The organism is Bradyrhizobium ingae (genome assembly GCF_055791185.1).
Genome location: NZ_JBVUBB010000008.1, coordinates 23,785 through 44,828, shown reverse-complemented (window position 1 = coordinate 44,828; position 21,044 = coordinate 23,785). Strand labels below are relative to the sequence as shown.

The window sequence follows — 21,044 nt, the reverse complement described above, 5'->3', positions numbered from 1 at the left end:
GGCTTCTGTCGGCTGCTTGGCCTTATGCCACCCTTCTCAGGTGACGGCCCACGCGGCCTTGCCGGTGAGCCACTCCCGCCCTTCCCCATAGAGCTTCTCGACCTCGGCGCCGATCAGGCCCGGCATGTCGCGCTTGACCTTGTAGCCAATCAACTCCTGCATGTAGCCGAGGTGACGGTAGCCTTCGGGAAGCGCAGCCAGACGCTCGGCGTCGAGCCGGAGGACCGCGGCGGGATCGACCGGATCGAGCCGGTCCTTTTCATAGATCGGCTGACGACGAACGATGCCCCATTGGCCCTGCCGCTTCTCCAGGAAGTCGTAGAAGCGCCCGGTGCAGACCACGTCGCAGACGACGTCGTGGACCGGCGCCCGCTGCGAAATCGTCATCTTGGTCTGCGCGAAGGCGCGATCGCCGGCGAGATCGATGCTGGTGCCACCGAGGAAGTGCAGGATGCGCACGCCCTTGGCAAAGCCTTCGCGGCTGACCCGGATGAACTCCGCCGCCGGTCCCTGAAACCAGGTCGCCGACATCCACCCCTCCGCGTGCCAGACGGTGGCAAAGCGCTCCCAGTCCCCGGCGTCGCGCCAGACCACCCAGTTCTCGAGGAGATCGCGGATGGCGAGACGATCGAGCTGCGCCTGATCGAGCATGGGCAAATTCTCCGGACAGATCACGGCCGCCCTCGCGACCGTTTCCATCACCTATGGAGGACGAATTCCGCGGCCGTCAAGCGCGCCGGGCGAACAACAAAAATCCGGCGCCCCTGGTCGGCGCGCCGGATCAGTACGTCGCTACGTTCTGTGTCTTATGCCGCGGGCGCTTTCTCTACGCCGCGGGCGCCTTCGGCGCGCGGTTGCGCGAGTTGCGCTGGAAGAACAGCGCCTGGCTCGCCACTGCCGAGACCATCGCGGGCTGGAACGGCTTTGAGATCAGGAATGCCGGCTCCGGCCGCTCGCCGGTGAGGAAGCGCTCGGGGTAAGCGGTGATAAACACCACCGGCACTTCGAAGCTGCGCAGGAGCTCGTTGACTGCATCGAGACCGGAGGAGCCGTCGGCGAGCTGGATGTCGGCGAGGATCAGGCCAGGCCGCTTGTTCTTCGCGAGCGCCACCGCATCCGCATGGGTGCGGGCAACGCCTACCACGTTGTGCCCGAGATTCTTCACGAGGCTCTCGAGGTCCATGGCGATGAAGGTCTCGTCCTCGATGATCAGCACGTCGGTTGCGATCTCCGCCGCCATCTCGCGGCCCGCGGCGTCCGCGAGCCTGCGCGTCTCACCAACGTCGGTGCTGAGGATGAAGGCGACTTCCTCCTCCGAAAATCCCTCGAGCGACAGCAACAGGAAGGCCTGGCGCGGCAGCGGCGTGATGTTCGACAGCCGCCGCTCCGGCGGCATCGGCAGCGTCGTCACCTCCGCATCATCATTGAGCGAGACGGAATTCCAGATCTGGGTGAACAGCCGAAACAGGCCGGCGCGCGGTCCGTGGCTCTCGTCGAGCATCGCCGGATCCCCGAGCATGGCTTCCAACATGGCTGCGACATAGGCGTCGCCGGACGGCTGGCTGCCCGTCAGGGCACGCGCGTACCGGCGCAACAACGGCAAGTGTTCAGCAACAAGCTGTGAACGGGACATCCCCACTCCATTCGTCTTCGGGCCAGACATCGGTCAGGGGCGGCCCGGGTTCCCCCGCTGGCGTGACTACGCTTCAGCCACAGAAAAGTTCCGGAATGGCTGGAACTTTTTGTGCAACTTCGCATTAGGCCATTCTAGGGAACGGCTCCCGGTTGAGAAAATTTCTCGATTTGACAGTGACTTAACTCGGGGAAACGTGGAACAGGTCATGAAAGATCTCAAATCTCAAGCCAGCAGAAACACGACCCCCGGCAAGGGAGGGCTGACACCGGAAATCCAGTCCCGGATCGGCCATCAATTGCGCGCCATGTACGACGACGTCGTGCGGCAGGGGGTTCCCGAGCGGTTCGCCGAGCTGATCAAGAAGCTTGATACGCCGGGAGGGACACCCCAAGATCAAACCAATGGGGGATCCAACGACAACAATGGGAGGGACTAATGCCTCTCACGGAATCCCTGCGCGACGACATCCTGGCGGCAGTTCCAAGCCTGCGCGCGTTCGCCATCTCACTGAGCGGCAATGCCGACCGTGCCGACGATCTGGTCCAGGAGACGTTGTTGCGTGCACTCGCCAACATCGACTCGTTCCAGCCCGGTTCGAACCTGCCGGCCTGGCTGTTCACCATCCTGCGCAACCTGTTCCGCTCCGACTATCGCAAGCGGCGGCGGGAGGTGGAGGATGCTGAAGGCAACTATGCCAAGACGCTGAAGACCCAGCCGTCGCAGAATGCGCATCTCGAGTTCGAGGAGTTTCGCGCAGCGCTCGACAAGCTGCCGCAGGACCAGCGCGAAGCGCTGATCCTCGTCGGTGCGTCCGGTTTCTCCTACGAGGACGCGGCCTCGATCTGCGGCTGCGCGGTCGGCACCATCAAGAGCCGCGTCAACCGCGCGCGTTCGAAGCTCGCAGCACTGCTGTATGTCGACGGCGCCGAAGATTTCGGCCCCGATGAGACCGTACGCGCCGTGATCGGCGGCAGCGGCGGCTGACGGACACAGCTTCGGCCGGAATGGTGAAGTAAGGAAAGGCGGCCACTTCCGTGGCCGCCTTGACGCGCGCGAATGAAGTGCGATGTCTCTCTCAGCGCGCAAATCTGTCGATTTGGATTCGCGGATAGAACCCCTCATCCGGCGCTTTGCGCCACCTTCTCCCGCAAGGGGAGAAGGAAAGAGCAGCGCGCACCACGACTTCAGCGCACCGGCCTGACCGGCGCGGAAAATTTTTCCGTACGGTCGCGCTCGGTCATGTCGACGACGGTCTCCATCGGCGCGGTCAGTTCATAGACGTAGGACGCATCGGTGAAGTAGCGCTTGGCGGTGCCGCCGAGCGCTTCGGGCGCAACGCGGTCGAGCAGGATCAGGCCGAAATCCGAATCGGTGCGCCGCGTCGCCTCGCTGGTGTTGAACTCCTCCCAGCGGAAATGGAAGACCGTGTCGGGCTCCTCACCCGTCACCGTCCAGTTCGCGGTGATATGCGGATGCTTGCCGACCAGCGACAGGCCCTCGTCGGAATGCGAGGCGAGCTCGAAGAACAGCAACGACAGGCTCTGCGCGGCGCGCGCGCTGACCGCGATGTCGGGCCCGCTGATGGCGATGCGATCGGCATGCGGAATGGCTCGCGCTTCGAACAGGCCTTTCAGCTTGACGCCCTGCCACTGGCTTTCGCTGAGCAGCGAAACCACGTTGGACATCGCATGAATGCGCCCGATCAACAATTCACGCGCGACGTCGATGTCGGAACCGTGGCGCAGCGTGCGCGTCACGATCGACTGGATCACCGCCAGAATGTTCTTCACGCGGTGATTCAGCTCGTCGATGACAGCCGTCAGCCGGCGCTCGAAACCAATCCGAACCTGGATTTCGCGGCTGAGCCTTAAGTTGTTGTAAGCGACGTAACCGAACAGGCCGCATACCATCGCCGTGATGGCAAAGCCGATCGCCGCGACGATGACGGCGGTCTGCTCGGCGCGCCGCGCCGAATTGGTCTTGGCGAAGTAGCTGAGCTGCCAGTCGCGGCCGCCGAAGCTGACCGTGCGCGTCGCGGAGGGTTGTGGACCATCCTGTGAAATGGCCCGCGCGCTGACGACGCCCTGATCGTTGGCGATCAGCTCGCCACCCGTCGCGCGCGGGTCGCGCAATGCGACCGAGAACAGCGACATGTCGTCATTGGTCAGCATCAAGGAGGCGAGTTCGTAGGAAAACGTGATGAACCCGGCCGGCTCCGTCGCCCCTTCCGGAATGACGGGCGCGGCCACGATGATGCCCATCGGGCCGTTCGAACGAAGCAGCGGCACCGGATCGGAGGCGACCGACTTCTTCTCGGCCATGGCCCGCGCCAGCATCGCGCCGCGCACGCCGTCCTGATCGTAGCTGCGGCCGGGCAGCGCCTTGGTCTCCTCGCTGCGCGGCTCGAGATCCATCAGCACGTCGATCGGCTGGGTGACCTTCGTGGTGTCGAGCGGCGTATCGTCGTAGTTGCGAATGCTCGAATTGGGAAAGCCGGCGGAGCTGAGTGCCATCTGCGCCGCGCTCAGTTCGGCCGGCTTGAGCCGGGCGATCCAGGAGGCGACCACGAAATCGGTCTTGAAGGCGTAGATGGCCGAGCGCAGCGGCTCCAGCATGTTTGGCTTGATGACGGCGGGCGTGCGGAACAGGCCGGAGGCGACACGCGCCAGAAGCTCGCGCTCGGTCAGGCGGTCCTGCACCAGGCTCGCATGAACGTCGATCGCGCGGGCCAGCGCGATACGATCGATCGCCAGCTCCTGATCGTGGACGCGATAGGCCGCGAGCCCGGAGAGCAGTATCCCGAGCAGCGCGATAAAACCGATGATGAATCCCAGCCGAACCACTCGTTTACTCAGAAGGTGAGAGGCTGGCGAATAACACGGAGCATCTGAACGCCGCTCGAACGGCCAATTGCCGAAAGAGAGTGAAACCCCACGGAAAGCGATAATGAAGGAGGAGCCATCGGGACGCAACTTGGGTTGACCGGAATGCTTAACCCGCCAGCCGAGGCTTCAGCGCTCCGGGCACCGAAGTAAGTTAATCACCATGGCGAAGTTTGGTTCCGCCGAGACGCATTTTGCCGCAGATATTAACGGGTCGTGTCAGACCGTTTCCTGTCGCCGCGCGCACGGCTCCCTTCAACCCGCCCTTTTCAACCCGCCCTTGGCCTCGATGAAGCCGATGATGCGGTCGAGCCCCTCGCTCTTCTTCAGGTTGGTCATGACGAAAGGCCGCTCGCCCCGCATCCGCTTGGCATCGGTCTGCATCTTCTCCAGCGAGGCGCCCACATGCGGTGCAAGGTCGATCTTGTTGATGACCAGGAGGTCGGAGCGCGTGATGCCCGGTCCGCCCTTGGAGGGGATCTTGTCACCCGCGGCCACGTCGATGACATAGATGGTGATGTCGGCGAGCTCCGGGGAAAAAGTGGCAGCAAGATTGTCACCGCCGGATTCGATCAGCACCAGGTCGAGTCCGGGAAATTTCGCGCGCATATCGGCAACCGCCGCCAGATTCATCGAAGCGTCCTCGCGGATCGCGGTATGCGGGCAGCCGCCGGTCTCGACGCCGGCGATGCGGTCCGGCGTCAGCGAGCCCGAGCGCACCAGATATTCCGCATCCCACTTGGTGTAGATGTCGTTGGTAATCGCCGCGATGTCATAGCGCTCGCGCATGGACTTGCAGAGCAGGTCCATCAGCGCCGTCTTGCCCGATCCGACGGGACCGCCGACACCGACACGCAGGGGGCCGTGAGACTTCGACATATCGATTGCACTTTCCTTGTATCGTCGTCCTGGCGAAGGCCAGGACCCATTACCACCGAATTGTATCGTTGCGGCAAACTGAGGCCACCTCCGGCCATAGCCACGCGCATTTGTGGTTACGGGTCCTGGCTTTCGCCAGGACGACGACGGAGTCTGCCGCAGCTCTCACGACCTGAACAGCCGCGTATATTGGGTCTCGTGCCGCAGGCTTGCGAGATCGGCGCGGAACGTGGCGCTGCCGAGATCGTCCAAGGTCGCGCTCAACGCGCGCGCGGCGGTCACGGCCACGGCGCCCTCCAGGGCGGCGAGCACGCGCTGGCTGTCGGTCTGGCCGAGCGGGATCAGCCGGCTCGCCGCCGAAATCCAGTTCGAGACCAGCGCATGCAAAAAGGCGTGCAGCGTCGGCTCGAGCCCGACGCCATGGGCGCTTGCGACCACGCCGACCGCGACGGGATAGACCAGCGGCCCCGCGCAGGCCGTGACCATCGCGTCGAGCCCGTCCGCATTCCAGGCCGCGCGCGCGATGTCGATGAAGGCGCGCCCCTGCGCGCTGGTCTCGAGCTGCCGCTCGCGCGAGGGTACGAAGGCCGCGGCAAGCTCCGCAACTTCGCGCAAATGAGCCTCATCGCCCACCTCCGCCGCGCGAAACGCCTGCACCAGGAAGGTGGCGTCGCAAAAGCCTGCGCCATCACCGAGCATCGCGTCGAGCCAGTTCGCGAGCGTCGCCGTATCGGTGATGTCGCCCGCCTCCACCGCCCATTCGATGCCGCTGGAGTAGGAAAAGCCGCCGACGGGGAATGCCGGCGACAACCACGTCATCAGCCGGTACAGCGCCGCCGCCTCGCGTTCCGTCAGGCGACCGGCGTCGACCGGCTCATTTGTGGTCATGAGCATGGCCGTGGTCCTGATGATGGTCGGGATGGTCGCAATGCTCGTCGTGGTGATGATGGTGATGCTCATGACCGTGATGCTCATGACCGTGATGATCATGGCGATGATGGTCATGATCGTGGTGATGCGCATGGTCCTCATGCCCATGATCATCAGCATGCGCGTGGCCGGCATCGGCATAGGCACCGCCTTCGGGATCGAAAGGAGCCTCGATCTCGATCACCCGCGCGCCGAGACCCTTCACCATCGCCTCGATGACGTGATCCTTTCGGATACGCAGGCTTTTCGCCATGATCTGCGTCGGCAGGTGCCGGTTGCCGAGATGCCAGGCGACGCGGATGAGATGGTGCGGATCGTTGCCGCGGATCTCGAGCAGCGGCTCTGGAGCCGCGACCACCTCGACCAGCCGGCCATCCTCCAGCACCAGGGCATCGCCGCCGCGCAGCGCGATGGCGTTTTCCAAATCGAGCAGGAATTGAAGGCCGCGGGTGCCGGTCATCGCCATGCGGCGGCGATGCCGGTCGTCGAAATCGAGCACGACGGTATCCGCCGCGGCTTCCGTGAAGCGGTGTTGTCCCTTGACCTGTGTCGCCCGGATCATGCTGCTATGGTCCCGTTACCGTGTCTCGACCTTTTCCGGCGTGATCACTTCGACCTTCGGTGGTGCGGCGAAGCACTTCACTGCCACGCGGCCGAACGTCTTCATGTGATCCATCGCACGATGCGGCACCAGTGCCTCGGCATTCTGCCACTGCTCGACGAACACCATCTTGGTGTGATCCGTGACGCTCTCGTGCAGATCATAGGCGATATTGCCTGGCTCCTTGCGCGTCTCCCTGATGCAGGCGGTGGCGGCTGCAATGAACTCGGCGCGCGTTTCGGGCTTGATGGTCAAGGTGGCAACGACGTAGATCACGACAAATCCTCCCGGCTTTTTCTTTAAGGCTTCAAGATGCCGGGCTCGACATTAGACCAAGCACGACGAGACGCAAAATCGGAAAATCCGCCCTCGGACAGACGCCGAGGGCGCAACGTGGGATGGTAATTTCAGTACATGAAATACCGCTGCGCCATCGGCAGCACCTCGGCCGGCGCGCAGGTCAGAAGCTCGCCATCGGCGCGCACCTCGTAGGTCTCCGGATCGACCTCGATATGGGGCGTGGCGTCGTTGTGGACCATGCTCTTCTTCGAGATCTTCCCGCGGGTGTTCTGGACGGCATAGAGCTTCTTCTCGATGCCGAGCTTGCGTGCCAGCCCGCCGGTGACCGCGGCCTTCGATGTGAACACCACGGACGACGCCGTGCGCGCCTTGCCGAACGCGCCGAACATCGGCTGATAGTGCACCGGCTGCGGCGTCGGGATCGAGGCGTTGGGATCGCCCATGGGGGCCGCGACGATCGTGCCGCCCTTGACGATGCAGTCCGGCTTGACGCCGAAGAACGCGGGCGACCACAGCACGAGATCAGCGAGCTTGCCCTTCTCCACCGAACCGATCAGTTTTGACACGCCATGGGCGATCGCGGGATTGATCGTATACTTGGCAATGTAGCGTTTGACGCGGAAGTTGTCGTTGTCCTTGCCCTTGTCCTGCGGCAACGAGCCGCGCTGCTTCTTCATCTTGTCAGCGGTCTGCCAGGTGCGGATGATGACCTCCCCTAACCGGCCCATGGCCTGCGAGTCCGAGGACATCATCGAGAGCGCGCCGAGGTCGTGCAGGATGTCTTCGGCCGCGATGGTCTCCTTGCGGATGCGGCTCTCGGCAAAGGCGAGGTCTTCGGCGATCGAGGGATCGAGGTGGTGGCACACCATCAGCATGTCCAGATGCTCGTCGATGGTGTTGCGGGTAAAAGGGCGCGTCGGATTGGTCGAGGACGGCAGCACGTTCTTCAGGCCTGCGACCTTGATGATATCAGGGGCATGGCCGCCGCCGGCACCTTCGGTGTGGAAGGCGTGGATGGTGCGGCCCTTGAAGGCCTTTATCGTGTCCTCGACGAAGCCGGATTCGTTCAGCGTATCGGAATGCAGCATGACCTGGACGTCGTAGTCGTCGGCAACCGACAGGCAGTTGTCGATCGCCGCCGGCGTCGTGCCCCAGTCTTCATGCAGCTTCAGCGCACAGGCGCCGCCCTTGATCATCTCGACCAGCGCGGCGGGCCTCGAAGCGTTGCCCTTGCCGGAGATGCCGAGATTGACTGGAAAGGCGTCGAACGACTGGATCATCCGCCCCATGTGCCACGGCCCTGGCGTGCAGGTGGTGGCGAAGGTGCCGTGCGAGGGACCGGTGCCGCCACCCAGCATCGAGGTGACGCCCGACATCAGTGAGTGATCGATCTGCTGCGGACAGATGAAATGGATGTGGCTGTCGAAGCCGCCGGCGGTGAGGATCTTGCCTTCGCCCGCGATCACATCGGTGCCGGGGCCGATGACGATCGTAACGCCGGGCTGGATGTCGGGATTACCGGCCTTGCCGATCGCGGAGATCATACCGTCCTTGATCGCGACGTCGGCCTTCACGATGCCCCAGTGGTCGACGATCACGGCATTGGTGATGACCGTGTCGGCCGCGCCCTGCTTGTTGGTGACCTGCGACTGCCCCATGCCGTCGCGGATCACCTTGCCGCCACCGAACTTCACCTCCTCGCCATAGGTGGTGAAATCCTTCTCCACCTCGATGATGAGATCGGTGTCGGCCAGCCGCACCTTGTCGCCGGTGGTCGGGCCGAACATGTCGGCATAGACGGAACGTTTTATCTTGACGGACATCACAAGCCCCGTTTGCGTTTGAATGCTTTGTCAGTGCTCACAGCGAAGCTCTCGCTGCTTTCACGACTTCGTCGAATTTCGTGTCGAGCCATGGATTGCCGCCACGGCAACCAGCGACGACCTGCTTGGCCCAGCCGGCGTAGTCGACGAGATCGTTGCGCTCCTCGGCGGATGGATCCGCATGAATGCGGGCGCCGATATTGCTGATCTTGTCGGCGATCTTGATCAGCTTGGCGCCGGCCGACTTCTTCGGCGCATCGATCACCTGACGGCGCCGCCGCTCGGCCTTTGGCAGACTCATGTCGTCGGTGCATTCGACGACAAGCGAGGCGACGCGGTCGGAGAATTTCTCCGCCAGCTCCTCGCGCGTGGTGTCGGTATCCTCGATCGTATCGTGCAGCCAGCCGGCGGCGACCAGCTCCGCATCGGCACCGTCAGTCGCGGTGGCTAGCAGGCTGGCCACTTCCGCGAGGTGGTTGATGTAGGGTTCATTGCCGCGCCCCTTGCGCGCCATACCGTTGTGGCGACGCGCAGCAAGCTCGGCAGCCTCGGAAATGAGGCGGATGGGGGAGAGCATGCCTTAAGCCTCCTCGCCATTGGACGCACCGCTCTCTCCGTTCCCTCCCCCCTTGCGGGGGAGGGGCAGGGAGGGGGGTGCACCTTGCTCCGCTGAACGACGCATCGTGAGGATCACGCGTTCGACATCATCGATCGCGTCGCGGATCTGGATCGCGCGGCCGCGCGACATCACTCCTGCCGGAACCCGGGACTTACCCCCCTCCCCAGCCCTCCCCCGCAAGGGGGGAGGGAGCGAGACAGATGTGCTCACCTCACGAACGATCACGGCAGCCAATCCCCGATGCGCGTTACGCGCTTACAGCTTCCCCATGACGTCGCCGCGAAAGCCGTAGATGGTCTTCTTGCCGGCAAGGGCGACGAGCTGGACGTCGCGGGTCTGGCCGGGCTCGAAGCGGACGGCGGTGCCGGCGGCGATATCGAGACGCATGCCGCGGGCTTTCTTGCGATCGAACTTCAAGGCTGGATTGGTCTCGAAGAAATGATAGTGCGAGCCGACCTGGATCGGGCGGTCGCCGGTGTTGGCGACGGTCAGCGTAACGGTCTTGCGGCCCGCATTGAGCTCGATCTCGCCGTCCTGGATGAAGAGTTCGCCGGGGATCATGTCTGCTCCTACCTGATCGGCTCGTGCACGGTGACGAGCTTGGTGCCGTCCGGAAAGGTCGCCTCAACCTGGATGTCGTGGATCATCTCGGGGATGCCCGGCATCACCTGGTCGCGGGTCAGGACCTGAGCGCCGGATTGCATCAGCTCGGCGACGGTGCGGCCGTCACGCGCTCCTTCCAGAATGAAATCGGAGATGATCGCGATCGCCTCCGGATGGTTGAGCTTGACACCGCGCTCGAGCCTGCGCCGCGCCACGATGGCTGCCATCGAGACCAGAAGCTTGTCCTTTTCGCGGGGAGACAGGTTCATGCAAAATCTCTGTTCGTGAGTTCGTCAATTCAGCCACAGCCGCGGCAGAGCGGCGCCGGTGCGCGCCAGCACCGCCATCATGTCGGCGCGCAGGCGCGCCGCATCTTGGGCACAGAACCGCGCCATTGCAAAGCCATTCCAGGCGGATATCCCGACCTCGCCGGCGAAAGATTCCGAGGCTTCCCTGATGCGCTCGACCAGGGCCTCATCGCCGGGGACGATCAGCGCGGTACCGATCGCGGCACCGCCCTTGGCCACCGCAGCGCGCGCCAGCCTGGCACCGATATCGCCGTCGAGCCTGACGGTCTCGGCGAACACCAGCTTGCCGCCGCGGCGCATCCGCCAGCGATCGACGAACTCGCCCTGCTCCATGCGCTCACCCATCGCGGTGCGGCCGAACACGACTATCTCGCAGAGCAGGAGCGAGGCCGAGTAATCCAGCTCGATGTCGAAGCGGCGATGGACCCGCGCGCGATCGAACAGGATCGTCTCCTGGGGCAGCCAGCCGAGATGCGCGCCCGCGGCGACCTTCAGGGCAATATTGAGCTCCGCCGCCGCGCCGGGCGCACGATAGACCTTCTCGGCTGCCGCCGTGGTCAGCGTCAGGCGCGAGGCCTCATTCGCGGAAATTTCGATATCGAAGCGATCTCCGCCGGCGACGCCGCCTGCGGTGTTGACGAACACGCCGGAGAGCCCCTCGCCTTCCGGCGAAGGAAAGCGCACGCGCAACGAGCCGGATTCGTGCAAGCTGCCGCGCCGCGTCACTCCATCGCGTGCATGCACATCGAAGCGCACGGCGCCGCGGGCCCGATTGGCGTCGAATACCATGGACGTGGCTGATAGCTCGCTGCGCATTCGCCTCCTCAGCCGGCCGCGGCAGAATGAAAGGCTTACAGCGCCATCTGGCGGCTGATCTCGCCCGGGTCGAGATTGGTGCGATCGCAAGTGAATTTCACCGCACCGCGATCCATCACGGCAAAACTGTCGCCGAGTTCGCAGGCAAAGTCGAGATATTGTTCGACCAGCACGATCGCGATATTGCCGAGATTGCGCAAATAGGAGATGGCGCGGCCGATGTCCTTGATGATCGACGGCTGGATGCCCTCGGTCGGCTCGTCGAGCAGAAGCAGTTTCGGGCGCATCACCAGCGCGCGGCCGATCGCGAGCTGCTGCTGCTGGCCGCCGGAGAGGTCACCACCGCGCCGGCCCAGCATGGATTGCAGCACCGGAAACAGCGAGAACACGTCATCGGGGATGAAGCGCTCGTCGCGCTTGAGCGGGCCGAAGCCGGTCTTGAGATTTTCCTCGACCGTCAGCAGCGGAAAGATCTCGCGGCCCTGCGGCACGAAGCCGATGCCCTTGCGCGCCCGCTCGTAGGGCTTGAGCGCAGTGATATCGCTGCCGTCGAACACGATCGCGCCCGAGGAGATCGGATACTGGCCGACCATGGCGCGCAAGAGCGAGGTCTTGCCGACGCCGTTGCGCCCGAGCACGCAAGTAACCTTGCCGGGCTCGGCTGCGATCGAGACTCCGCGCAGCGCCTGGGCCGCGCCGTAGAAGAGATTGATGTCCTTGACCTCAAGCATCGCTCAGCGTCCCAGGTAGACTTCGATGACCCGCTCGTTGGACGAGACCTGGTCGATGGTGCCTTCGGCAAGCACCGAGCCTTCGTGCAGGCAGGTGACCTTCACGCCCAATTCGCGAACGAAGGTCATGTCGTGCTCGACCACCATCACGGTGTGGGTCTTGTTGATCTCCTTGAGCAGCTCGGCGGTGAGATGCGTCTCGACGTCGGTCATGCCCGCGACCGGCTCGTCGACCAGCAGGAGCTTTGGGTCCTGCGCCAGCAGCATTCCGATCTCCAGCCACTGCTTCTGGCCATGGCTGAGGCTGCCGGCAAGGCGGCCCCGCGCATCGGTGAGACGGATGGTCTCGAGCACCTTGTCGATGCGCTCGGATTCCGTCTTGCTGCCGCTCCAGAACAGCGTACCGCGGACCGAGTGATCGACATTGAGCGCGAGAAGGAGATTGTCCTCGACCGTCTGGCTCTCGAACACCGTCGGCTTCTGGAATTTGCGGCCGATGCCGAGCTCGGCGATGCGGGTCTCGTCGAGACGCGTGAGATCGGTGACGCCGTCGAACAGCACGGTGCCTTCGTCCGGCTTGGTCTTGCCTGTGATGATGTCCATCATCGTGGTCTTGCCGGCGCCGTTCGGGCCGATGATGGCACGCATCTCGCCGGGCGCGAGCGTCAACGACAAATTGTTGATGGCGTGGAAGCCGTCGAACGAGACGTGCACGCCGTCCAGATAGAGCATCGCGGAAGTCGCGCGGGTATCCATGACGTTCATTGCCGCCTACTCCGCCATCTTGGGTTCGCTGACGCCGTCCTCACGCGCCGCGCTCTCGGCGGCTTTCGTCGGGCGCTTCGCCTTGAACGGCTCCCACCAGGAATTGAAGGTGCCGACGATGCCCTTGGGCAGGAGCAGCGTCACCAGGATGAACAGCGCACCCAGCATGAACAGCCAGTACGGCGCGAGCACGCCGGAGGTGAAGAGCGTCTTGGCATAGTTGACGACGACGGCGCCGAGCGCCGCGCCGACGAGGGTACCGCGGCCACCGACAGCGACCCAGATCACAGCCTCGATCGAGTTGCCCGGCGCGAATTCGGATGGGTTGATGATACCGACCTGCGGCACGTAGAGCGCACCGGCGACGCCGGCCATGCAGGCCGACACCGTGAACACGAACAGCTTGTAGGACTCGACGCGGTAGCCGAGGAAGCGCGTGCGCGATTCCGCGTCGCGGATCGCGATCAGCACCTTGCCGAGCTTGGAGGTGACGATGGCCCGGCAGATCAGGAAACCGACGATGAGGGCGAGACAGCTCAGCGCGAACAGCGTGGCGCGCGTGCCCTCCGCCTGCACGTTGAAGCCGAGGATGTCCTTGAAGTCGGTCAGGCCGTTGTTGCCGCCGAAGCCGAAATCATTGCGGAAGAAGCCGAGCAAGAGCGCATAGGTCATCGCCTGCGTGATGATCGACAGGTACACACCGGTGACGCGTGAGCGGAAGGCGAGCCAGCCGAAGCAGAAGGCGAGCAGGCCCGGCACGAACAGCACCATCAGCGCGGCGAACCAGAACATGTCGAAGCCGTACCAGTACCAGGGCAGCTTCTGCCAGTTCAGGAACACCATGAAGTCAGGCAGGATCGGATTGCCGTAGACGCCGCGGGTGCCGATCTGGCGCATCAGGTACATGCCCATGGCGTAGCCGCCGAGCGCGAAGAACGCGCCGTGGCCGAGCGAGAGGATGCCGCAATAGCCCCAGATCAGATCGATCGACAGCGCCAGGATGGCGTAGCAGACATACTTGCCCCAAAGCGCGACCAGATAGGTCGGCACCTGGAAGAAAGAGCCTGCGGGCAACAGCAGATTGGAGAGCGGAATCAGGATGCCGCAGGCGGCGACGATGGCGAGAAACGTCGTCGCGCCGCGATCCAGCGATCGCGTGAGCATGTGAGGGGTCATGCTTCCACCGCACGGCCCTTGAGCGCGAACAGGCCGCGCGGGCGCTTTTGAATGAACAGGATGATCAGGACCAGGATCGCGATCTTGCCGAGCACGGCGCCGGCGACCGGCTCCAGGAACTTGTTGGCGATGCCGAGCGTGAAGGCGCCGACCAGCGTGCCCCAGAGATTGCCGACCCCGCCGAACACCACGACCATGAAACTGTCGATGATGTAACTCTGGCCGAGATTGGGGCTGACATTGTCGATCTGCGACAGCGCGACGCCGGCGATGCCGGCAATGCCGGAGCCGAGGCCGAAGGTCAGCGCGTCGACGCGGGAGGTGGCGATACCCATCGAGGCCGCCATGCGGCGGTTCTGCGTCACCGCGCGCATCTCGAGGCCGAGCGCGGTGTAGCGCAGCATCGCAAGCAGGATCGCAAACACCGCAAGCGTGAAGCAGAGGATCCAGAGCCGGTTATAGGTGATGGTAATCTGGCCGAGATCGAACGCGCCGCTCATCCAGGAAGGGTTGCCGACCTCGCGGTTGGTCGGACCGAATGCGGTGCGCACCGCCTGCTGGAGCACCAGGGACAGGCCCCAGGTCGCAAGCAGCGTTTCGAGCGGGCGGCCGTAGAGGAAGCGGATGATGCTGCGCTCGATCAGGACGCCGATCGCACCCGACACCAGGAAGGCGAGCGGCACGGCGATCAGCAGCGAATAGTCGAACAAGGCGGGATAGCGGGTGCGGATCACCTCCTGCACCACGAAGGTAGTGTAGGCGCCCAGCATCACCATCTCGCCATGGGCCATGTTGATGACGCCCATCACGCCGAAGGTGATGGCAAGCCCGATCGCGGCGAGCAGCAGCACCGAGCCGAGCGACAGGCCGTACCAGGCGTTCTGCACCGTGGACCAGACCGCGAGCGAGCTTTGGATCGAGGCGATCGCGCTGGCCGCGGCCTTGGTCACGGAAGCCGGCTGGTCGCTGCCGATGTCGGAGAGGATGGCCAGCGCGTCCTGGTCGCCGCGCGCCTTGATCGTCGCAACGGCCTCGAGCTTCTGGACTTCGGTCGCATCGGACTTGAACAGCAGGATCGCTGCGCGCGCTTCACCGAGCGCGGTCCTGGCGGATCTGTTGGTTTCCTTCGACAGCGCGCTTTCAACGGCCTCAAGCGCCGTCTCCTCATGCGACTTGAAGACGGATTGCGCGGCCTGGATGCGCGTCGACAGATCCGGCGACTGCAGCGTCAGGCTGCCGAGCGCGGCATCGACGCTGCGCCGCAGGCGATTGTTGAGGCGGACGGCGCTGGCGCTGTCGGGAACGCTCGCGACCGGCTGACCGGTCGCGGCATCGATCGACTTGCCGTCCGTGCCTGTGACGTAAACCTTCTTGCTGTCCGGATCGGCCATCAGACGGCCGTCCTGCAACGCGTTGATGATCGGAAAAGCGAGCGGATTGCCGCTGCTCGCGACCACGCCGATTGCTTCTTCGGTGTCGGAAAAATCGTCGTTGGCGAACTTGGCGACCGCATCCTCGAATGGACCGGCCAAGGCCGGCAGCGCGAACGCGATCAGGAAAAACGAAAGCGCAAGCGTGCAGAGACGGGCTGGCAATTTTGCGAGCACTGTGAATTACCCCGGCAGAAATGGGTGGAGAAGGCGGCGGGATCGCCGCCTTCTCCGATCGTGCAATGTGCGATCAGACCGGAATCAGGAGCCCGAACCGAGGCACTTGTTGGTCTTGACGTTGTAGTTGCCGCACTTCTTCTCGACCCAGTCGCCGATCAGGTCCTTGGAGCCATCGAGCTCCTTCGACCAGGCGTCGCCCGGCACGAGGCTCGGCGTCTTCCAGACCACGTCGAACTGGCCGTTGCCCTTGATCTCGCCGATGAACACCGGCTTGGTGATGTGGTGGTTCGGCAGCATCTTGGAGGTGCCACCGGTCAGGTTCGGCGCCTCGATGCCGGGAAGCGCATCGATCACCTTGTCCGGATCGGTCGACTTCACCTTCTCGACCGCCTTCACCCACATGTTGAAGCCGATCACGTGCGCTTCCATCGGGTCGTTGGTGGTGCGCTTCGGATTCTTGGTATAGGCCTGCCACTCCTTGATGAACTTTTCGTTCGCCGGAGTCTTGATCGACTCGAAGTAGTTCCAGGCGGCGAGATGGCCGACCAGCGGCTTGGTGTCGATGCCGGCGAGCTCTTCCTCACCCACCGAGAACGCGACCACCGGGATGTCCTTGGCCTTGATGCCCTGGTTGCCGAGCTCCTTGTAGAAGGGAACGTTGGCGTCGCCGTTGATGGTTGAGACCACTGCGGTCTTCTTGCCGGCCGAGCCGAACTTCTTGATATCGGCCACGATCGTCTGCCAGTCGGAGTGACCGAACGGCGTATAGTTGATCATGATGTCTTCCTGGGCGACACCCTTCGACTTCAGGTAGGCCTCCAGGATCTTGTTGGTGGTGCGCGGATAGACGTAGTCGGTGCCCGCGAGCACCCAGCGCTTCACCTTCTCTTCCTTCATCAGATAGTCGACGGCGGGGATCGCCTGCTGGTTCGGTGCAGCACCCGTGTAGAACACGTTGCGCTCGCTCTCCTCACCCTCGTACTGCACGGGGTAGAACAGGATGTTGTTGAGCTCCTTGAAGACCGGGAGCACCGACTTGCGCGACACCGAGGTCCAGCAGCCGAACACGACGGCGACCTTGTCCTTGGTGATCAGCTCGCGCGCCTTCTCGGCGAACAGCGGCCAGTTCGAGGCGGGGTCCACGACGACGGCCTCGAGCTTCTTGCCGAGCACGCCGCCCTTCTTGTTCTGCTCGTCGATCAGGAAGAGGATGGTGTCCTTCAGCGTGGTCTCGCTGATGGCCATGGTGCCCGAGAGCGAGTGCAGCACGCCGACCTTAATGGTGTCGTCCGCGGCCTTGGCGCCGCCAAAGGATGCCAGACCGAGCATCAGTCCGGCGGTCGCGGCGAGCAGGCCGCGGCGGCTAAATGGCGCCGCTATATCGTGAGTGGATTTAGTAAGCATGAGGTATCATCTCCCTGACGCAGACGTGAAAACGCTGCGAGACGGCCCCACGGCCGTCTGCGATTAACGGAATCGCAAGAACCGTGCCATGGACCTGGAGACAGATAAGCCATTGGTCTGTCGCGAGAATTCAGCCTGAACCAAGAATTTGACACACTTGACCGGCCCAAATTTTGGGCAGAAAAAATGTATGCTTAAGCGGCACTCAGTCTATTTTTTGATCAAAAAGCACCCGCTGACTAAATTTCCGGCATAACCATTCCTGCACCGCAACGCCAGGCTGCGGCCGCGCCGCCTTGAAAGCGCCTCCGGGATGTTCCATATGGGGTGTCGAGACCTCTGCGAATCATCCGAATGACCAGGGGTCGTAGCGAGCCGCGTGTTCTTAAGCCCGTTTGGGCCTCTGGCTTGCCCCTCTCATCAAGCCCATCCGACACCCCAAACACGCAGGTGTCTTCTCGACACCCTTGCGCGCGCCACGCGGAAACAGCGTGGGCGCCCGCTTTTGACATGGAAAGAACCCCTCTTTTGACTTCATTTCAGGACTTCGGCTTGGCCGATCCCATTTCGCGTGCCCTTAAAGAAGAAAACTACGTCACGCCGACCCCCATTCAGGCTCAGACCATCCCCCTGGCATTGACCGGACGCGACGTCGTCGGCATTGCCCAGACCGGCACCGGCAAGACCGCATCCTTCGCCCTGCCGATCCTGCACCGTCTGCTGGACAACCGCGTCAGGCCGCAGCCCAAGACCTGCCGCGTGCTCGTGCTGTCGCCCACCCGCGAACTGTCCGGCCAGATTCTCGACAGCTTCAACGCCTATGGCCGTCACATCCGCCTGTCCTCGGCGCTCGCCATCGGCGGCGTGCCGATGGGCCGCCAGGTGCGCGCGCTGATGCCTGGTATCGAGGTGCTGGTGGCGACCCCTGGCCGCCTGCTCGACCTCGTGCAGAGCAACGGGCTGAAGCTTTCGAGCGTCGAGTTCCTCGTGCTCGACGAAGCCGACCGCATGCTCGACATGGGCTTCATCAACGACATCCGCAAAATCGTCGCCAAGCTGCCGATCAAGCGCCAGACACTGTTCTTCTCGGCCACCATGCCGAAGGACATCGCTGAGCTCGCCGACTCCATGCTGCGCGACCCCGCGCGCGTCGCCGTCACTCCGGTGTCCTCGACCGCCGAGCGCATCCGCCAGCGCATCATCCAGGTGGATTTCTCCGCCAAGCCCGCGTTCCTGACCAAGCTCCTCAAGGACGAGCCGATCGATCGGGCGCTGGTTTTCACCCGCACCAAGCACGGCGCCGACAAGGTGGTGAAGACGCTGGCCAAGGCCGGCATCGCCTCCAATGCCATCCACGGCAACAAGTCGCAGAACCACCGCGAACGGACGCTGGCCCAGTTCCGCTCGGGCGAGATCCGCACGCTGGTGGCGACCGACATCGCCGCCCGCGGCATCGATGTCGACGGCATCAGCCACGTCATCAATTTCGACCTGCCGAACGTGCCGGAGACCTACGTCCACCGGATCGGCCGCACCGCGCGGGCCGGCGCCGACGGCACCGCGATCTCGCTGGTCGCAGGCGGCGAGGAACTCAGCTATCTCCGTGACATCGAGCGCCTGATCCGCGTCGCGCTCCCGCGCGAGGATCATCGTACCGACGCCGGCCGCGAAGCGGCGCATGCGCCGTCTGCTCCCGCGAAGCAGCATCGTCCAGGCCGCCCTGGTCCGCGTCCGCAGGGCGCGCGCCATGGCCATGGCGATGGCCGGCATGTGGATGGCAGGCCTGATGGCAGGCTTGGCGACGGCCACAAGGCCTCAAAGGGGTCTCGCCGCCGCCGTTCCGGTGGTAAGATGAATTCGTCACCAAACGATCGGTCGGAACAGCGTCCTGCGCATGGCGCCGGCCAGTCTGATGGGATACAAGGCGTTGCGTTTTTACGCCGCGAGAGTCGTCCGAACGGTCGGCCCAACCGCAAACCCTTTTCGCAGTAACTAGCCGTCCCACGACCTGGAGAAATTCATGGCTAAGGAAGAGCTGATCCAGTTCGAAGGACTGGTCACCGAAATCCTCCCCGACGCGCGCTACCGCGTGCAGCTCGACGCCGGGCACGAGATCGTCGCCTACACTGCCGGCAAGATGAAGAAGAACCGCATCAAGACGCTCGCGGGCGACCGCGTGACGGTGGAGATGTCGCCCTACGATCTGGAGAAGGGACGGCTGATTTTCCGCCACAAGGACGAGCGTCCGGGTCCGACCGGCGGCCCGCCGCGGGGCGGAGCGCAACGCGGCGGACAGTTCCGTCGCCGCTAAGGCTCGCGGCAGTGCCGCGATACGGAATTAAGATTCTGGTCTGATGCGATCTGCCGCCCGCCCGGGCGGCGGATCAAAAAATCGTGCACGTCAGGATTGTTTTGAAAACCCCTTTCCAATAAAATGAATTAATCGATTTTCGGCCGGACGACATTAGCATCCACCGGTACAGCCGGTTCAGACACGCTGACGACCCTTCCAGAAATTCGATCTAACCCGTCCGCGAAAGCGGGCATCGACACTATGTATCTGAGAAGGGACTACCCCCATGAGCATGGGAACCGTGAAGTGGTTTAACGCGACCAAGGGTTTTGGCTTCATCCAGCCCGACGACGGCGGCAAGGACGTGTTCGTGCACATCAGCGCCGTGGAACGTGCCGGCCTCGGCACGCTGCGCGAAGGCCAGAAGATCTCCTACGAGATCGTGGCCGATCGTCGCTCCGGCAAGTCGGCAGCCGACAACCTCCGCTCCGCCGGCTAAGGCTGGCCCGCTCCAAGCGGACTGAAGCAAAGCGAAAAGGCCGTGCGTTGCGCACGGCCTTTTTTCATGCCCGAAGACCGGAGCAAGTCGATTGGCGCCGGCGCGTATAGGCGCCATCGCTCAGCGTGATCGCGTTCTTGAGCACGAAGCCGATCGTCGGCGTGTAGGCGTAGCTGACCTCGCAGAGGATCAGATAGTGCTTAGATGTTTTGCGGGAACGGCGGATCGCGGCGACGGGCGTCAACGGTGCGCAAACCAGTTTCCGCGCACGCCTGCCGAATGGACGCTATTTTTTGCCACACGAGAGCTTGCAGTTGAGCACCTCCGTAGTGGTGGCGCCCCGATAGACCGTAATGAGGTTGCTGGTGTCGTTCTCGGCAACGACATTCTTCTTCTCGTTGTCGGCGATGCTGCGCAGCGCGAGGGACAGCGTGCCGCTCTGACGCGATGCAGAGAGCAATTCAACTTCGTTTGGTGTCAGCTCCAGCGTAGCCGTCTTGCCCAGGACCGCATTCTGCCCCTCCTTTTCCTTGGGAGCTTGATCGATCGCCAGAACACGTATGTTCGTCAGAATGGCTTGCGACGAAATGGTGTCGGCCTGAGGCGCGTCGGAGTTGGCAGGCGGTTTCTCGCGTTTGGTGAGGATCACGTCGACGCGGTCATTCGGCAATATGAAGCCGCCCGCGCCAGTCTCCGCGGATATCTCGGTCGAGATGGCGCGCTTGCCCGAAGGCAGGATGGCCGCCATGAAGCCCGAACCATCGGCCTTGACCAGCTTCTGCTCTCGGATCGGCTCGCCCGCGATGAATGGCTGACGGGCAATCCAGCCCGTAATCTGCGTGATTGCTTCGGGACGATCAGGGCGGCGAATGAAACTGCTGCTGGCCGAGGATTGCGTCCACGTCTGCCACTGCAGCTCGTTGGGGCCGACCGTCTGTCCCAATCCGATGTCGACCTTGGCCACAAGGACATCGATGGTCGGCAACTGCGCAACCGGCTGAGGCGGGGGAGCGGTGTCGCTCGAGCTGCTTGCGAGGTAGGCAGCGAGGGCGCCGGCTATGAGGGCGATCGCCAGGACAATAAAACGCGCGGGCTTCATAACTCTACTCTCACACAACCCCGAGCGGACTCGCCGCCGCTCCAAAAGTTAGCCAGCTATACGTCAAAAC

General features: G+C 63.6%; 24 protein-coding genes. 5 read left to right on the top strand and 19 right to left on the bottom strand.

Annotated elements, in window-relative coordinates; genetic code table 11:
* Positions 1–36: 36 nt before the first annotated feature.
* Positions 37–651, bottom strand: a complete 615-nt coding sequence (locus tag ACV1FX_RS14505) for a nuclear transport factor 2 family protein (protein ID WP_473118238.1) — start codon at positions 649–651, stop codon at positions 37–39.
* 175 nt (positions 652–826) lie between these two features.
* The gene (locus tag ACV1FX_RS14500; protein WP_473118237.1) at positions 827–1,633 is read right to left on the bottom strand and encodes a response regulator; all 807 of its coding nucleotides are present in this window, start codon (positions 1,631–1,633) and stop codon (positions 827–829) included.
* A gap of 208 nt (positions 1,634–1,841) precedes the next feature.
* Here ACV1FX_RS14500 and ACV1FX_RS14495 point away from each other — a divergent pair, with 208 nt between their 5' ends.
* Complete coding sequence (locus tag ACV1FX_RS14495) at positions 1,842–2,072, top strand: NepR family anti-sigma factor (protein ID WP_473118236.1); 231 nt, start codon at positions 1,842–1,844, stop codon at positions 2,070–2,072.
* Complete coding sequence (locus ACV1FX_RS14490; protein ID WP_027521710.1) at positions 2,072–2,620, top strand: sigma-70 family RNA polymerase sigma factor; 549 nt, start codon at positions 2,072–2,074, stop codon at positions 2,618–2,620. Before ACV1FX_RS14495 ends, ACV1FX_RS14490 begins: the two co-directional genes overlap by 1 nt.
* Before the next feature lie 200 nt (positions 2,621–2,820).
* On the opposite strand, the gene ACV1FX_RS14485 is transcribed toward ACV1FX_RS14490, so the two are convergent.
* From ACV1FX_RS14485 to urtA, 15 genes are all read right to left on the bottom strand, one after another.
* Positions 2,821–4,479, bottom strand: a complete 1,659-nt coding sequence (locus ACV1FX_RS14485; RefSeq protein WP_473118235.1) for a CHASE domain-containing protein — start codon at positions 4,477–4,479, stop codon at positions 2,821–2,823.
* Between the two features lie 294 nt (positions 4,480–4,773).
* Entirely contained in the window at positions 4,774–5,397 is a 624-nt protein-coding gene (ureG, locus tag ACV1FX_RS14480; RefSeq protein WP_473118234.1) for an urease accessory protein UreG, read from the bottom strand.
* 165 nt (positions 5,398–5,562) lie between these two features.
* The gene (locus ACV1FX_RS14475) at positions 5,563–6,291 is read right to left on the bottom strand and encodes an urease accessory protein UreF (protein WP_473118450.1); all 729 of its coding nucleotides are present in this window, start codon (positions 6,289–6,291) and stop codon (positions 5,563–5,565) included.
* Positions 6,272–6,889, bottom strand: a complete 618-nt coding sequence (locus ACV1FX_RS14470) for an urease accessory protein UreE (RefSeq protein WP_473118233.1) — start codon at positions 6,887–6,889, stop codon at positions 6,272–6,274. Before ACV1FX_RS14470 ends, ACV1FX_RS14475 begins: the two co-directional genes overlap by 20 nt.
* A 15-nt stretch (positions 6,890–6,904) precedes the next feature.
* Positions 6,905–7,204: a putative quinol monooxygenase gene (locus ACV1FX_RS14465; RefSeq protein WP_473118232.1), complete on the bottom strand. Its 300-nt coding sequence runs from the start codon at positions 7,202–7,204 to the stop codon at positions 6,905–6,907.
* A 131-nt stretch (positions 7,205–7,335) separates the two neighbouring features.
* Positions 7,336–9,051, bottom strand: a complete 1,716-nt coding sequence (ureC, locus tag ACV1FX_RS14460; RefSeq protein WP_473118231.1) for an urease subunit alpha — start codon at positions 9,049–9,051, stop codon at positions 7,336–7,338.
* 37 nt (positions 9,052–9,088) lie between these two features.
* Entirely contained in the window at positions 9,089–9,628 is a 540-nt protein-coding gene (locus tag ACV1FX_RS14455; RefSeq protein WP_473118230.1) for an HD domain-containing protein, read from the bottom strand.
* A gap of 297 nt (positions 9,629–9,925) precedes the next feature.
* On the bottom strand, positions 9,926–10,231 hold the full coding sequence (locus ACV1FX_RS14450) for an urease subunit beta (protein ID WP_025576653.1): 306 nt from the start codon (positions 10,229–10,231) through the stop codon (positions 9,926–9,928).
* Positions 10,232–10,239: 8 nt separating this feature from the next.
* Positions 10,240–10,542, bottom strand: coding sequence for an urease subunit gamma (locus tag ACV1FX_RS14445; RefSeq protein WP_473118229.1), 303 nt, complete (start codon positions 10,540–10,542; stop codon positions 10,240–10,242).
* 24 nt (positions 10,543–10,566) lie between these two features.
* Positions 10,567–11,397 carry an urease accessory protein UreD gene (locus ACV1FX_RS14440; protein WP_473118228.1) on the bottom strand — a complete coding sequence of 277 codons (831 nt, stop codon included), beginning with the start codon at positions 11,395–11,397 and terminating at the stop codon, positions 10,567–10,569.
* Between the two features lie 35 nt (positions 11,398–11,432).
* On the bottom strand, positions 11,433–12,128 hold the full coding sequence (gene urtE / locus ACV1FX_RS14435; protein WP_473118227.1) for an urea ABC transporter ATP-binding subunit UrtE: 696 nt from the start codon (positions 12,126–12,128) through the stop codon (positions 11,433–11,435).
* Between the two features lie 3 nt (positions 12,129–12,131).
* A complete protein-coding gene (gene urtD, locus ACV1FX_RS14430) occupies positions 12,132–12,893 on the bottom strand; it encodes an urea ABC transporter ATP-binding protein UrtD (RefSeq protein ID WP_473118226.1) in 762 nt (253 codons plus the stop codon).
* Positions 12,894–12,899: 6 nt separating this feature from the next.
* Complete coding sequence (gene urtC, locus ACV1FX_RS14425) at positions 12,900–14,069, bottom strand: urea ABC transporter permease subunit UrtC (protein WP_473118225.1); 1,170 nt, start codon at positions 14,067–14,069, stop codon at positions 12,900–12,902.
* On the bottom strand, positions 14,066–15,676 hold the full coding sequence (gene urtB / locus ACV1FX_RS14420; RefSeq protein WP_473118224.1) for an urea ABC transporter permease subunit UrtB: 1,611 nt from the start codon (positions 15,674–15,676) through the stop codon (positions 14,066–14,068). Before urtB ends, urtC begins: the two co-directional genes overlap by 4 nt.
* 84 nt (positions 15,677–15,760) lie before the next feature.
* Positions 15,761–17,083: an urea ABC transporter substrate-binding protein gene (gene urtA, locus ACV1FX_RS14415; RefSeq protein WP_473118223.1), complete on the bottom strand. Its 1,323-nt coding sequence runs from the start codon at positions 17,081–17,083 to the stop codon at positions 15,761–15,763.
* 510 nt (positions 17,084–17,593) lie between these two features.
* Between urtA and ACV1FX_RS14410 the strand changes: the two genes are divergently transcribed.
* The 3 genes from ACV1FX_RS14410 (at position 17,594) to ACV1FX_RS14400 (ending at position 19,875) form a co-directional block, all read left to right on the top strand.
* On the top strand, positions 17,594–19,075 hold the full coding sequence (locus tag ACV1FX_RS14410) for a DEAD/DEAH box helicase (RefSeq protein WP_473118222.1): 1,482 nt from the start codon (positions 17,594–17,596) through the stop codon (positions 19,073–19,075).
* A 28-nt stretch (positions 19,076–19,103) separates the two neighbouring features.
* Complete coding sequence (infA, locus tag ACV1FX_RS14405; RefSeq protein ID WP_027521693.1) at positions 19,104–19,394, top strand: translation initiation factor IF-1; 291 nt, start codon at positions 19,104–19,106, stop codon at positions 19,392–19,394.
* Between the two features lie 268 nt (positions 19,395–19,662).
* Positions 19,663–19,875, top strand: a complete 213-nt coding sequence (locus ACV1FX_RS14400; protein ID WP_011084262.1) for a cold-shock protein — start codon at positions 19,663–19,665, stop codon at positions 19,873–19,875.
* A 64-nt stretch (positions 19,876–19,939) separates the two neighbouring features.
* Here ACV1FX_RS14400 and ACV1FX_RS14395 read toward each other — a convergent pair whose 3' ends face one another.
* Together ACV1FX_RS14395 and cpaB are read right to left on the bottom strand one after the other, a co-directional pair.
* Positions 19,940–20,119 carry a hypothetical protein gene (locus ACV1FX_RS14395; protein WP_473118221.1) on the bottom strand — a complete coding sequence of 60 codons (180 nt, stop codon included), beginning with the start codon at positions 20,117–20,119 and terminating at the stop codon, positions 19,940–19,942.
* 42 nt (positions 20,120–20,161) lie between these two features.
* The gene (gene cpaB, locus ACV1FX_RS14390) at positions 20,162–20,974 is read right to left on the bottom strand and encodes a Flp pilus assembly protein CpaB (protein WP_473118220.1); all 813 of its coding nucleotides are present in this window, start codon (positions 20,972–20,974) and stop codon (positions 20,162–20,164) included.
* Between the last annotated feature and the right edge of the window lie 70 nt (positions 20,975–21,044).